9 protein-coding genes are annotated in these 14,219 nt (G+C 63.4%); 6 read left to right on the forward strand and 3 right to left on the reverse strand.

The annotated features are described in order from the left end of the window. The first annotated feature begins 14 nt into the window (after nucleotides 1–14). The gene (locus AB0J87_RS50210) at nucleotides 15–3,638 is read left to right on the forward strand and encodes an ABC transporter ATP-binding protein (RefSeq protein WP_363979572.1); all 3,624 of its coding nucleotides are present in this window, start codon (nucleotides 15–17) and stop codon (nucleotides 3,636–3,638) included. Nucleotides 3,639–3,652: 14 nt separating this feature from the next. On the opposite strand, the gene AB0J87_RS50215 is transcribed toward AB0J87_RS50210, so the two are convergent. Then, nucleotides 3,653–4,234, reverse strand: a complete 582-nt coding sequence (locus AB0J87_RS50215; RefSeq protein ID WP_363979574.1) for an acyltransferase — start codon at nucleotides 4,232–4,234, stop codon at nucleotides 3,653–3,655. Between the two features lie 850 nt (nucleotides 4,235–5,084). Between AB0J87_RS50215 and AB0J87_RS50220 the strand changes: the two genes are divergently transcribed. The 4 genes from AB0J87_RS50220 to wecB all read left to right on the forward strand — a co-directional run bounded on the left by AB0J87_RS50220 (nucleotide 5,085) and on the right by wecB (nucleotide 9,766). Next, nucleotides 5,085–6,233 (forward strand): DegT/DnrJ/EryC1/StrS family aminotransferase, encoded by a 1,149-nt coding sequence (locus AB0J87_RS50220; RefSeq protein ID WP_363979577.1) that lies wholly within the window; start codon nucleotides 5,085–5,087, stop codon nucleotides 6,231–6,233. Between the two features lie 2 nt (nucleotides 6,234–6,235). Then, a complete protein-coding gene (locus AB0J87_RS50225) occupies nucleotides 6,236–7,261 on the forward strand; it encodes a Gfo/Idh/MocA family oxidoreductase (RefSeq protein ID WP_363979828.1) in 1,026 nt (341 codons plus the stop codon). A 49-nt stretch (nucleotides 7,262–7,310) separates the two neighbouring features. Continuing rightward, nucleotides 7,311–8,594: a nucleotide sugar dehydrogenase gene (locus AB0J87_RS50230; protein WP_363979580.1), complete on the forward strand. Its 1,284-nt coding sequence runs from the start codon at nucleotides 7,311–7,313 to the stop codon at nucleotides 8,592–8,594. An 89-nt stretch (nucleotides 8,595–8,683) separates the two neighbouring features. Further along, complete coding sequence (wecB, locus tag AB0J87_RS50235; protein WP_363979583.1) at nucleotides 8,684–9,766, forward strand: UDP-N-acetylglucosamine 2-epimerase (non-hydrolyzing); 1,083 nt, start codon at nucleotides 8,684–8,686, stop codon at nucleotides 9,764–9,766. Between the two features lie 13 nt (nucleotides 9,767–9,779). On the opposite strand, the gene AB0J87_RS50240 is transcribed toward wecB, so the two are convergent. Next, nucleotides 9,780–10,967, reverse strand: coding sequence for a glycosyltransferase (locus AB0J87_RS50240; protein ID WP_363979586.1), 1,188 nt, complete (start codon nucleotides 10,965–10,967; stop codon nucleotides 9,780–9,782). Between the two features lie 49 nt (nucleotides 10,968–11,016). Beyond that, nucleotides 11,017–12,576 (reverse strand): hypothetical protein, encoded by a 1,560-nt coding sequence (locus tag AB0J87_RS50245; RefSeq protein ID WP_363979589.1) that lies wholly within the window; start codon nucleotides 12,574–12,576, stop codon nucleotides 11,017–11,019. 624 nt (nucleotides 12,577–13,200) lie between these two features. Between AB0J87_RS50245 and AB0J87_RS50250 the strand changes: the two genes are divergently transcribed. Further along, on the forward strand, nucleotides 13,201–14,055 hold the full coding sequence (locus AB0J87_RS50250) for a phytanoyl-CoA dioxygenase family protein (protein ID WP_363979592.1): 855 nt from the start codon (nucleotides 13,201–13,203) through the stop codon (nucleotides 14,053–14,055). Nucleotides 14,056–14,219 lie beyond the last annotated feature (164 nt).

Consider the following 14,219-nt stretch of genomic DNA (forward strand, 5'->3'; position numbering starts at 1 on the left):
TGAGGAGGGCAAGGGTGGTCGCCGAGGCCGCGTCATTGCTGTGGACCGCCATCCGATGCGAACCTCGTAGCTTCATGGCCGCGGTCGCAACGGGCACGGCCCACGGGATCCTGACAGTACTTGCCGCGCAGGTCATCGGCGCGGTGACCGAGCAGACCATCCTGCCAGCGTTTCATCAAGGCGACACCACGTTGGCTGCCGTTGTCACAGGCGCGTTGTTGTTGTTCGCCGTCACCTTGGGCAGGGCCCTGGCTCTGGTGGGCCGGCGTTTCTGGTCCGGCATCATGCAGGCCCGTCTTCAGGCTGAATATCGTCGCCGCGTCTCGCACCAATACGTACACCTGCCGTTGTCATGGCGCCAGCGCCACTCCACGGGCGCATTGCTGTCCACTGTCGGCTCTGACATCGACACGGCATGGAATCCGATAGCGCCACTCCCCGCTGCCATAAGTGTGCTGGTGATGCTGACGACCGCCGTCGGCGCGGCGTTCGCCACGGACGTCGCCTTCGGGCTGGTTTGCATCCTGATGGTGTCCGCGATCGTCGCGATGAATGTCGTCTACCAGCGCATACAGCGCCGAGAGGCAGATGACGTACAGAACGTTGCCGCAGACGTGAGCGCGGTTGCACACGAGAGCATCGATGGCGCACTGACGGTGAAGACACTGCATGCTGCCGAGCGCGAGGAATATCGGCTACGGGGCAGGAGCGAGAGGCTGCGGGACGCCCATATCCGGCTCGGGCGCGGTCAGGCGCTGTTCGATTCAGCCTTTGACCTGTTTCCCGCCCTCGGAGTCATTGCCGTCCTATTGGTAGGTTCCATTCGGATTGAGTCGGCGTCACTGGGGGCTGGCGACTTGGTCGAGGTGGCCTATCTGTTCACGTTGCTCTCTTATCCCACCCGCACCATCGGTGGATTCCTGGCCGCGCTGCCACGTAGTTTGGCTGGGTGGCGGCGGGTGAGTCAAGTGCTCGCATTCCCTGTCGCCGCCGCTCCGCCAGAAAACGATGAGTGTGCCAGCAGCTCGATTGATACGCGTGGACCGCTACGGCTCGAAGTCCAAGCGCTGCGGTTCGGCCATGGGCGCTCGGAGATTCTCAATGATGTGTCGTTCGAAGCCGCGGCAGGCAGCACGGTGGCCGTCGTAGGGCCAACGGGTGCTGGCAAGTCCACTCTCCTGTCGCTACTGGCTCAGCTCGACGAACCGGCTTACGGAGAGGTTCTCCTCAACGGCGTGAATGCGCGGTGCATCAATCGTGCGCAGTTCGTCACAGCGGTCGCGATTGTTCCTCAAGACCCGTTCCTCTTCATGGACAGCGTTCGGGAGAACCTGACACTGGGACTGGACGCGGACGACGCCGAGATCTGGCGGGCACTCCGGGGGGCCCAGGCGGATCAGTTCGTGAGGGACCTACCGGAGGGCCTAGATACGCGGCTCGGGGAGCGGGGCACGCGCCTCTCGGGCGGTCAGCGGCAGCGGCTAGCACTTGCTCGGGCCTTGATCAGGCGTCCTGGGCTGTTGTTAGTCGATGATGTGACGTCCAGCCTCGATCCGGTTGTCGAGAGCCGCGTTCTCGATGGGCTGTGCGACACCCTGTCGGAGTGCACGATCGTGGCAGTAACCCACCATAGGGCCACGCTTTCCCGTGCCGACACGGTCGTCTTTCTTGAGCAGGGGCGTGTCATCGCCATTGGCACCCATGAGCAGCTGTGGGATGAGTTTGGCCGCTATCGGACGCTCGTCACGGCTCATGAAGAATCCGAAACGGACCCAGTCGGCGAGTCCAGCCAGAATGTGCAGGCTCACCACTATCCGGCTGCGGACGTAGGACGTCAGAGCGTGCACGGAGGAAGCACAAGGGAGGGCGGAGAGGCCGGCACATGGGCGAGATCGGAACGTGGCATGTGGTCAACGATCCTGCGTGGCCTGCAATTCGCGCCCGGCTTCTGGCGGACGGTCCCTCTCACCATCCTGCTCGCCGTGCTTGCCACCGTCGGCCGCGTGGCCATCCCGGCGGCCGTGCAGAACATAATCGATCATGGCGTGCGTGTGCCGAATGGTCCCGACCTGGAACAAGTGCAGCACGGTGCAGGGATCGCAGCGCTTGTAATCCTCGTCACGACGGTTGCTGGATACCTCATGAGTGCCCGTCTCTGCCGGGCCACCGCGGAAGCACTGTCGTCCCTGCGGCTTGCGGCCTTCCGCCACATCCATCGCCTCTCCATCCTGCAGCAGGCTGCCCACCGACGAGGAGTCCTCGTTGGGAACCTGACGACCGACGTCGACGCCGCCAGCCACTTCATCCAGGGCGGCGGTCTGCTCCTGCTCGTCAGTGCGGGACAGATAGCCGTCGCCACCGCGCTGATGATGTACTACTCGTGGCAGCTCACCTTGGTGGCCTGGGCCTGTTTCGTCCCACTCGTGATTATCCTGCGGGGGCTACAAACAGCGTTCAGGCGAGCGTACGAGCGCTCACGCGACGGGATCGCCGCGATCCTCGCCAGCGTGTCAGAGGTAATGGCAGGCTTGGCCGTGGTGCGCGCCCATGGGGCAGAACGGCGGACACTGGACCACATTGTCCGCACGATCGGCGACCACGAGCACATCCTGAGGCGCCTACAGTTCCTCGGCTCCGTGCGATTCGTCAGCGCCGAGACTACCGCCGGGCTGGCGACTGCGGCCGTCATGACCCTTGGAGTGTTTCTTGGTGTCGGCGGTGGCATCACGCTTGGGGAGCTACTGGCATTCCTCTTCCTCCTGCAGCTCTTCGTCATGCCGTTTCAGGCAGGGACGGAGGTTCTGAATCAGGCCTACAACGCCGTGGCGGGATGGCGTCGGGTATTGGCGGTCCTGGACGTGGTGCCGGACGTGGGGGATCCCGGGGAGTCCGGCAGGACGATGCCCTGCGGACCGCTCTCCGTACGCCTTAATCAAGTGACATATGCCTACCCGGGGGGCCAACCAGTCTTGCATGAAGTTGATCTCGAAATCCCGGCAGGATCCCGCATTGCAGTGGTCGGCGAGACCGGCTCCGGAAAGAGCACCTTCGTAAAGGTGCTCGCTCGTCTGATCGAGCCTACGCATGGTCGGGTCCTCCTGAGCGGTGTAGATGCACGCAATATAGGCTCGGATGCGCTGAATAACCGGGTCCTCATGGTGCCGCAGGACGGGTTTCTCTTCGACACCTCTATAGCCGAGAATGTGCGCTACGCCCGGCCCAACGCCATAGACGACGAGATCGCTGTGGCATTCGCAGAGTTAGGGCTGAAAGACTGGCTGGAGTCTCTGCCAGAGGGAATGGCCACGATGGCAGGTCAGCAGGGCGGGAACTTTTCAGCAGGAGAACGGCAATTTGTCATCCTGGCCCGAGCCCTACTCGCCGACCCAGACCTACTGATCCTGGATGAGGCAACGTCGGCGATCGACCCCGGAACAGACGCACGGCTGCAACAAGCGCTGCGGCGGCTAACCCACGGACGCACAGCGATCATCGTCGCGCACCGGATGGCCACGGCGGCCACGGCCGATGAAATAGTTGTCTTCGCTGGCGGCAGAGTGGTGCAACGGGGGCCACACGAGGACCTCCTCGTGGCGGGGGGGCCATATGCTGTGCTCTGTGCGAGCGCCCAGGCATGAGAGCAGCTGGGCAGTTACGGGCCACCTGCGTCACTGTCGCCCGCATGGAAGTTGGAGGCGTCCCGAGATACCACCTCTCCTTCGGCGTCGACCCATCCCATCGGCCGGGCGGGATTGCCAGCGACCAGTTGGTACGGGGAGACGTCCCTCGTCACTACCGAGCCGGCAGCGACCATCGCATAGCGACCGATCTCGACCCCGCACACGATGGTGGCGTTGGCGCCGATCGAGGCACCTTTGCGCACAACCGTTTCGGTAATCTGCCAGCCGGGGTTCTGCGCCCGTGGTCGCAGATCGTTGGTGAACACCACACTCGGCCCGACGAAAACCCCATCCTCAAGGGTCACACCTCGATAGACCGAGACGTTGTCCTGGACCTTCACGGAGTCGCCGATCACCACGTTGGCGTCTACGTAGACGTTTCTCCCGATGACGCAGTTACTGCCGACGGAGGCCGACGCACGGATATGCGACGTCCGCCAGACCTTTGTGCCGGCTCCTACACGGGCGCCTTCCTCTATCTCGGCCGATGGGTGCGCAAAGAAATCAGATGGTTGCATAAATGGTTGTCCAGCTCGCTCGATCAGGCCGGGCAATCAGCCCGCCATCGAAATTATTCAAGGTCAAACCTAGAGCTCGCTTCCGGTAGCGCGGAAGAGAGCCGACGCAACAACTGCATGTCAATCTGGCGTCGATGGCCTGGAGGTCGGAGGGACAGGTGACGAAGAGCTTAGCGTGCACGGTCAGCCTAGCGCGGGTCCGTGCAACGGCGACTGAGAATGATCGTCTCGTCGCTCATCAGGGTCGGCTTCGTATTCGAGACGTTCACCCTGCCTTTGGCGCCTCGGCTATGTGGTCACATCCTCCATTGCCCGCAGAGCTCAAGCGCCAATATGAACATCAGGGTACCGTATTAATTATGTGCGCGCCTCCTGAGACTCTCAGGCATCTAAGCCCCCGAAGGGTCAAGCCATCTGGCCAGAAGATGCTGAGAGCGCGACTAGAGGCCTGGCTTCCTCGCCTAATCAAACGATTCCCTATTCGCTGCTTGACATGACACATCCAAGTCGTCGATCATGTTTTGGTTATGCCTGGTTCTTACTCAACTTTCGTGATCTACCATAGAGCTCCGCGTCAATACGAACAAACAGAGTGCATCGAGGATTGCTACCCGAAACCCGGCCAACGGTCCGTCGGTTCAGCTAACACGAACCGTCGAGGAATGTTTCGTTGTCGCATACTAGCAAGATCGAAAAATGGTGTCACGGAGTTCATTATATTTGTCGCACTCCGTATCTAATATGGAGTGTGATTCACACTCGCGTCCGCGCCTCTCGCCAGCCGTAAATTGCCCCTTGTAAGGGCATGTAATTCATGCGCTCATTCGCTGCGCACGGAATTGCGCTGTGCCGGGAGAGGCGGACCATATTGCGCAAAGGAGCCGACATGAGCGGGGCCCGTCCTTTCGACGGAATGGCGCTGAAGTCCACACCTCAGCAAGCCGCAATCCCACCGGTCCTCCCGGTCATCGGGGAGGCTGAAATTGAGGCAGTCGTTCGCGTGCTGCGTACCGGCAGAGTGGTTCAGGGGCCAGAGGTCGATGCGTTCGAGCGAGAATTTGCCCAGCAGGTGTTGGGGGACCGCGAATGCGTGGCTGTGAACTCGGGCACCTCGGCTCTGCTGCTAACTCTTCTCGCGCTCAGAATTGGTCGAGGTGACGAGGTGATCGTGCCCTCATTCTCCTTCGCGGCGACCGCAAATGTCGTCCGGTTGGCGGGTGCGAAACCGGTCTTCGCGGATATTGAGCCGGAGACTTTCTGCCTCGATGCGCGGGCCGCCGCAGCGGCGATCACACCGCGAACAGCGGCCATAATGCCAGTTCACCTCTATGGACATCCGGCGGCTATGGACCAGATCATGCCGCTCGCGCAGCGACATGGCCTAGCCGTCGTGGAAGACGCCTGCCAAGCCCATGGTGCGGCGCTGGACGGGCAACCTGCGGGGAGCTTTGGGATCGCGGGCTGCTTCAGCTTCTATCCCACCAAGAACATGCACGCCTTGGAGGGCGGCATGGTTGTGACTGCGGATTCCGAGCTAGCTCACTGCGTGCGGCTCCTGCGCAATCAGGGCATGCAGCAGCCGTACGCGAATGAGATCGTTGGCGCCAACATGCGTATGACCGACGTGTCCGCTGCGGTGGGCCGTGTACAGCTGGCGCGGCTCCCCGAATGGACGGAGCAGCGCAGGACGAATGCGAGCTTCCTCGACTCCCGGATCAAGGGGGTAGTCACGCCTCCCGTCAGGGAGACAGTGCACCACGTCTACCATCAGTACACCATCCGCATCGAGGAAGGCAGGGATAACGCACGTCAGGTCCTGGCGAGCTTGGGCATCGGCAGTGCTGTCTACTATCCGACGCCGATCCACCGACTCAAGCCCTATCTCGCCCCGGCGGGACAACCGGCCCCCTGGCATCTGCCGGAGACCGATCGGGCAGCCGCCGAGGTGCTGTCCCTGCCCATCTATCCGTCGCTGACAGTGGCCGATCTGGAACGGGTCGCCAGCGCCGTGAACAGCTTGGGAACCCTGCGGTGAGCGTGCGGCGGGATCTCCGCGCTGGCCTCATCGGGCTTGGGGCCATGGGCCAGCAGCATGCTCGGGTGCTCTCTCAACTTGACGGCGTGGAACTGGTCGGCATCGCCGATCCCCAGGGTGCCCGGAAGGGGACAACACCGGTGCCGGTGGTGCGCTCCCTTCCCGAACTGCTGGCCCTGGATCTCGACTACGCGGTGGTGGCCTGCCCGACGTCCATGCACGAGGCTGTCGGCCTCGAACTGGCGGCGAATGGCGTCTGCGCCCTCATCGAGAAGCCACTTGCCCAGTCCGTCGAGGCCGCCCGCCGGCTCGTCGAGGCATTCGAAAGGCATTGCCTGGTTGCCAGTGTTGGTCACATCGAGCGGTACAACCCAGCGCTACGCAATCTGCGCACACGGTTGGAGGCGGGCGAGCTAGGCGAGGTCTTCCAAGTCGCGACCCGTCGGCAGGGACCATTCCCTCGCCGCATCATGGACGTCGGTGTCATCATGGACCTGGCCACCCACGACATCGACCTTACTAGTTGGATGACCGGCCAGCCTTATGCCTCGGTGTCGGCTCGCACCCTCAGACGCAGCGGTCGTCCTTATGAGGACATGGTGGCCGCCGTGGGCGAGCTTGCCGACGGCACGATCGTCAATCATCTCGTCAACTGGCTGAGCCCGCTCAAGGAGCGCTCCACCGTGGTCACGGGCGAGCACGGTTGCTTCGTCGCCGATACGCTCACCGCCGATCTCAGTTTCTACGCGAACGGCGCGGCCAGTACGGAGTGGGAGGTGCTGCGTAATTTCCGCGGAATCACGGAGGGGTCCATGATCCGATACGCGATCACGAAGCGGGAACCGCTGTGGGTGGAGCATGAGTGCTTCCGCGACGCGGTCAGAGGCGTACGCAGCGACATCGTCGCTCTGCGCGAAGGACTGCGCACTGTCGAGGTCGCCAGCGCCGTTGTCCGATCGGCGGCACAGGCCGGTACGGTGCCGTGCGGACCAGCGAGTGACTTCCCGGCTGCGGTGAAGGGGAGTTGAGCCGGTTGTGCAGGCTGCTGGCAGCACGAACCGGTGGGGAGTGAGCAGCATGAGGATCTGCGTCGTCGCCCTGGGCAAGATCGGCCTGCCGCTCGCCGTGCAGTTTGCCGGCGGGGGGCATCACGTGATAGGTGCTGACATCTCAGAGCGGACCGTTCAGCTCGTCAACGACGGGACGCCCCCCTTTCCGGGGGAAGCCGGGCTTGAGGCCCGGCTACGCGCCGTAGTAGACGCGTGCCGGCTTTCGGCCACCACGCATACGACGGAGGCGGTCGCGAACTGCGACGCGGTGGTCATCGTGGTGCCCCTGGCCGTCGATGGGGCAGGCACGCCGGATTTCCGAGCTATGGACAGCGCCACTCACGCGGTTGCGCGCGGGCTCCGGCGCGGCACTCTGGTGTCCTACGAGACGACGCTGCCGGTGGGAACCACCCGCGGACGATTGGCGCCGATGCTGGAGCAGGGCTCGGGACTGGTGGCGGGTAGAGACTTTTCCCTTGTATTCAGCCCGGAGCGGGTGCTAACTGGGCGGGTCTTCGCAGATCTGCGCCGTTATCCCAAGCTAGTCGGCGGTATAAACGAGGAGTCCACCGGACACGGCGTCCGGTTCTACGAAGCTGTGCTGGCCTTCGACGAACGTAGCGATCTCCCACGCCCTAACGGCGTGTGGGATCTCGGATCGACCGAGGCTGCGGAGTTCGCGAAGCTCGCCGAGACCACCTACCGGGACGTCAACATCGGCCTGGCCAACCAGTTCGCCCGGTTCGCCGGCAGAATCGGCGTCGACGTGATGAGGGTTATCGAGGCTTGCAATACACAGCCGTTCAGTCACATACACAATCCAGGAATAGCCGTCGGCGGCCATTGCATTCCTGTCTATCCCCAGCTCTACCTGTGGAACGACCCGGCGGCGACCGTGGTGCGAGCGGCGCGGGAGACAAATGCGGGAATGCCCCAATACACGGTGGACTTGCTCGCTGCCGAGGTCGGTGGCCTAGCCGGGCTAGATGTCCTTATACTCGGCGCCGCTTATCGGGGTGGTGTCAAGGAGACGGCATTCTCCGGAGTTTTCCCTACGGTGGAAGCCCTCCGCCGCTGCGGCGCCCGGCCGCTGGTCGCGGACCCAATGTTCAGCGCGGCGGAACTCGTCGAGCTAGGGCTGCCTCCCTACAACGGCGAGTACGTCACCGCGGCGGTGGTCCAGACGGACCACCCTGAGTACCAGTCGTTGACGGCAGGGGACCTACCGGGGGTCCAGGTACTGGTCGACGGACGACGTGTCACGGATCCAGCTCATTGGACGGGCGTCCGCCGCATCGTCCTCGGCGGCTGACGGAGCTGGGCGGCCCTGCAGATCGCACGTCCGGGTGCGTGCCGCACGGCTTCGTCGCCGGATTCCTCACGAAGGCAAAAGGAGAGCAGTTGAAGATCGTCAGCATCGTGGGCGCCCGCCCGCAGTTCGTCAAGCTCGCGCCTGTCGCAGCGGTCTTGTCTGACTCGATTCATGAGCATGTCATCGTCCACACGGGTCAGCACTACGACGTCCGCTTGTCTGATGCCTTCTTTACCGGATTGGCGATCCCGGCACCGAAGGTGAACCTCGGCGTAGGATCCGCTAGTCACGGCGTACAGACCGGAGCTATCCTTGCCGCCCTCGACCCGATTCTGTCTCGCGAGCGCCCCGACTGTGTGCTCGTGTACGGTGACACAAACTCCACTTTGGCGGGCGCCCTCTCGGCGGTCAAACAGCAGGTGCCTGTGGCACACCTCGAGGCCGGTCTACGCTCGTTTAACCGGCGAATGGCCGAGGAGCACAACCGGGTCCTCACTGATCACAGTGCGGACCTCCTTCTCGCACCGACCCGGAAGGCCCTACGCCATCTCGCAGCCGAAGGGCTGGCAGCACGCTCAGTCCTCGTCGGAGACGTGATGGCTGACATCTGCATGCAGATCCGCGAGATGGTCCTGGCGAATGAGGGGCCAGGACTGCCGGACGGTGTGACCTCAACGTCGCCTTACCTCCTGGCCACTCTGCACCGCGCGGAGAACACCGACGCACCTGAACGGCTGGCCCGGCTCGTGGCCGCTCTTGGGCGCCTACCCGTACAGGTCGTGCTGCTCGCTCACCCACGGCTGCTGGCCAGGGCCAGTGAACACGGTGTCCAGCTGGCCTTCGGAGCGATTCATGTCGAGCGCCCTCTCTCCTACTCCTCCATGGTGGCCGCGGTACTAGGCTCCGCAGGTGTGATTACCGATTCGGGGGGGCTCCAGAAGGAGGCTTACCTCCTTGAACGTCCCTGCACGACCTTGCGCTCCGAGACCGAGTGGACAGAGACCCTCGCGAACGGCTGGAACGTCCTGGTACCCGACCCTGACAAGCTTGAGGGCCCAGAATGGGCGGCCATCGCAACACGTCCCGCGCCTGCTACGCGGCCCGGCGCCCATTATGGTGACGGCTGCGCCGCCCGGCGGGTGGTCCATGCTCTCGAACGGCACGTGGCATGACCCGCCCGACCGGCTATACCAGATGATCGCCGAAATAGTGCACCGAATAGAAGTCGGCCACCGCCCTCAGCCCGTACTTGCGCTCCAGAGTGGCACGTGCCCGCCGAAGGTCTAGTTGCGGGAGCCGGCTGGCGAGGCGTTCGTACCCGCTGACGAGCTCTGTGCCATTGTCCGCGACAGGCACCAGCTCTCCGGCGTGGGCGATCACACCTGACAGCGTCTCCTCAGGTCCGCCACATCTGGTGACGAGGACCGGCATGCCGCTCGAGATCGCTTCGATGGGTGTCATCCCGAATGTCTCGTAATGGCTCGCGTGTACCAAGAGATCATGGCTGTAGAGCAGCTCTAGCGCCTGCTGGTGCGGGACGGCGTCCAGCAGAGTGACATCGCTGGTCAGGTTCATATCCGCTACGCGGCGGCTAAGCCAGGGCCAGTCCGCGCCGCCGCCGACCATGGTAAGGGATAGCTCCGGTCGCGACGCCCGGCAGTGAGCGAAAGCATCAAGCACCTGTTCGATGCCCTTGCTCTTGAGAAAGCCTCCAAGGTAAAGCCAGCGTCGGAGCTCGCGCACCGGTTCCGGGCGCAGCGTGATGCGCTCAATTGGCACGGCATTGGGCGCCACGTCGATCTTGTCCGCCAGATACGGGAAAGCGGCAACAAGCTTTCCCCTGAGAACACCGCTGACGCAGAAGAACCGGGTGCACTCCCGGACAACCTCCTCATACAGTTTCCTAGCGTCGTCGTCGGCGAGTTGCGCTTCGAGGAAGCTCGCATGCTCCGTTACGAACACCTTCGACTGCCTTCCAGCAGCCTGCACCGCCGGCCACCCTCCGGTCAGACCAACATGTGCGTGCACCACAGGCGTCTGAAGGCTGCCCTTCGTATGATCGCGGAAAGCTCGGGCACGGTTCCGCACCGACTGGCCCAAGGTCGTGAAGGGCGCCTCGGTGAAAAACACATCCTCGACTGTCACATTGGCGGTCGACTGAACCGGCACAGAGGTGGTTGGGCGCCCACTGCCCCTCGGTTGGAAGTGATAGACGGTCACCGCTTCCGCCAGGCCACTGACGGCTTCGGCGGCGGTGGCTACGAACGACCCTCTGTAGGGAGTTGATTCCGTGGGAAACCACGGGGTAACGACCGCGACCGACAGAGGACGGGCGTCCACACCTGACCCTCGGCTCATCAGAGACCGGGTCATCTGAGACTCATTCCCGCCGGCGGGTACGGACGTTCGAATTGCGAACCCGTCAGAAGGAGTTGCTGCATGTGAATACATACCCCTCTTTCTCATCCACGGCCAGCAGCGGCTTACCCCACCCTTCGTCAGCGAGGCATTCAAGGACCGCCGTGGCCGACGCGTCGGCACCCACCTGCAAGAGCGCCTCACTCGTTACCAGAAACAGACCGCCGGCGTACAGCGCGAACTCGCCCGGCCAGCCCTGCGCGACCATGCCGGTCGCACGCACCTTGCGACCGGGCACGTCCAGGACGACGATCCGCGAGTCGGTCGTGACCCCGTAGAGCAACCCCTCGTGCCACTGAAGGCTGACGTAACCGGCGGCGCCCGCCAGCGGCTTCCACACCCAATCCACCCTCCGGCCAGCCAGGTCGAACGCTACGAGGATGGCCTCGGTGGCGGTTGGCGTGATGCCGTCTGCCGAGATCTCGGTTCCCAGGTACGCCACACCCTCGTGGGCCATGACTGCGGCAATCGCCTGGTCCGGCACGATGTCGTCATATGTATCAATGCGAGAGGATTCGAGATCGACTACGGCGAGAGCGCCGCCTGTGTGGCCATACTGATTGCGCGTGCCTAGGAGCAGCAGGCGTGAGTGGGGATCATAGAAGGAGTCCCGCGGCCGGTTGGATCTGCCCCCGATACGGCCGACCATCTTGATCTCGTCGGTACGGTGGTCATACAGCTGTACGACCGCGCCTGGATAGACACCCATGTACGTCTTGCCGGACACCGAGACCATCGTCTTGGCCTCGCCGGTCATAGGCCTGCGCGTTGCTGTGCCACAGTTGAGGTCGTGCACGACCAGGCCGAAATTTCCGCCAACCACTACTCTGCCGGCGCCTGCGTAGGACATCGACTGTAGCGGCTCCGGTCCTTCCCGTAATCCTGCCCCGTGCAGGTCAACAACGCCGTCGCTTCCCGGCGGCCAACGCCACCACAGCCCGCCAGCAGCCGCGCCCTGCACTCTGCCGCTCCGGACAAACAGCCCTCGCGTCTCCTGCCCGGGGCAGGGGACACCCACCCGGGTCAGCGCTGCCGTGTCTATGTCGTATACATAGAGTGCCCCGCTGGGGCGCGCAGTGAACCACGCTCTTCGGCCGTCGATCGCAACGGCGTCGATGGTGCGCTCGCCTGAGGCCACCACCGTCTGGCGGTCCGGATGGGCTAATTGGTGCACGAGGAGCTTGCCGCCTGGTTCGGTGCCAGCAACGACCACGTCTCGTGAGACGGCGACAGCGTAGACGAATGACTCTCCGAGTAGTTCGGCTGGCAGGAGGTTGCGCCGAGCACCGGTGCTAGGGTCGATCGCGACGAGCCGAGCAGCGCTGCCGGTCCCTGCATACACCGTACCGTCTGGGCCGACCGCGACAGATCGGACGTACTTCAGGCCGACCTCGGCTGGACCGAGGTCATGGACTCCGCCCGTCATTGGGTCGATCTCATAGACCTTCCCGCCTGGATAGGTACCGGCGTAGATTCGCCCGTCAGGTGACAAGGCCAGATCGAAGACATATAGCTCATCACCGAGCGGCGGAAAGGACGTCACTGTTCCGGTGTCCAGATCCACCCGGTGCACAGCAGCAATTGGATACGTGCCTACATACACAGCATCGTCCGAGGCCACCGCCCCCCAGCCGCCGTGACCGGTGGGCAGCTCGACATTGCGCAACACCCGATCGCCAGTCAGGTCGAGCTCGCCGACATGAGCCGGAGCCAGGCCCCGCGTGACGACGTACCCCCGGCTCCCTAGGATCGCGGCGCCAGCGATCGGCGAACCGAACACAGCGGGCCCCAAGTCGGTCGTGGCGTCCTCGCCCCAGGAAAGGGCTACGCCACCGTCCCCCGCGACGGGAACGCTGCGGCAGGAGAGGCGCACTATGGTCCTTGAGGTTCCTTCGGGTGCTGCGGAGGGGGCACGAGCGCAAGCTGGACCTACACGCGAGCTACATGTCGCGCCAATCTGCAGGTAGTGGGAACACTTGACATGTTTACTCACGCTACCACACATTAGGATCATGAAGGAGCCTTTCTTAGCTCACGCCCTAAAAGTCCAAGCGGCCTGGTCCGCCTCACATCCGCTGAGGTCCGCCAACTCCTTGCACGCCTGACCACGACCATCACCTGAACCTTCGACCCGCGCGATCGCCTGGTGGCAGCGCCGGACCCGCGCCCGCAGCAACCACTACCGGAAATGCTGGCTCCGATCATCACGGAAATCATTCATCGTGTACGCCTCAAACTGACCTGTGGAGGGGTAATGTCAGCGATCACCGCACTGAACAGTTATCGTCACCGGGGTTTTATCGACTCGGTCGAGGTTCTCGCACCCGACGCCGCTCGTGAGTTCGCCGCCCAGTTCGACACGTTGGTAGAGCGAGAAGGCATCGACCTCTTGGCGCCTAGCTTTCAGTTGCACGACCGTCATCTCGATCGGGATTTCATATGGTCGGTGGCGACCAGCCCATCCGTACTTGATGTGATTGACGCGCTCGTCGGTCCGAATATTCTGATGCTCGGATCGCGATTCATCGTTAAGCCGCCTCAGAGTACGCTTGGCGTACCGTGGCACCGCGACGCCGACTACGCCGGACTCTACCCGTGTTCCCAAGTGAATGTCTGGCTGGCTGTGGACGAAGTTGACGACGATAACGGGTGCTTGCGTGTACTTCCGCGAGTTGCGGCTGAACACGCCGAAGCCCGGGCGCACACCGCCGCCGATCCTTCGGATGCTAACCTGGTGGACCAGCAGCTGGCCTTGGCCGATGAGGAGCGTGCCGCACTCGTATCGCTGCCGCTACGTGGCGGCTGCATGACCGTGTTCGACGGAAATTTGGTCCATGGCAGCGAGGCAAATGTTAGCTCACGTCGGCGCTGCGGCTTAGCAATGAGGTACACATCCGCTAGTACCAAACTGCTCAATGAGGGCCAGTGGGCCGCTGTTTGCGTGCGCGGTACGGCGGATAGACAGGGCGGGCGGGTTATCTCGCGAGAGCAGGCGCGCACCTTTACCTATCGGAAGATCGACAAATTCGGTGCACAGGCATGAACGACGCGACCGCAGCGATCGCGGAGCGCCTTAAGGCCTGTTCCTTGAATCAGGTGCGAAGCTAGATGGCCAGGACTGCGACGACGGTGACGGTCCCAAGGAAGACATACTGAGCCTGAAAGCTGGGCGTGACCTCAGGACGGGTACCCGATAGAGCCCGTTTA

Source organism: Nonomuraea sp. NPDC049625 (genome assembly GCF_040675285.1).
Taxonomy (GTDB): Bacteria; Actinomycetota; Actinomycetes; order Streptosporangiales; family Streptosporangiaceae; genus Nonomuraea; species Nonomuraea angiospora_A.

Bases quoted from the DNA above. Each gene is read 5' to 3' on its own strand.
- AB0J87_RS50220 (WP_363979577.1), top strand. From the start codon at position 5,085: ATGAGCGGGGCCCGTCCTTTCGACGGAATGGCGCTGAAGTCCACACCT.
- AB0J87_RS50230 (WP_363979580.1), top strand. From the start codon at position 7,311: ATGAGGATCTGCGTCGTCGCCCTGGGCAAGATCGGCCTGCCGCTCGCC.
- AB0J87_RS50250 (WP_363979592.1), top strand. From the start codon at position 13,201: ATGCTGGCTCCGATCATCACGGAAATCATTCATCGTGTACGCCTCAAA.
- AB0J87_RS50240 (WP_363979586.1), bottom strand. From the start codon at position 10,967: ATGACCCGGTCTCTGATGAGCCGAGGGTCAGGTGTGGACGCCCGTCCT.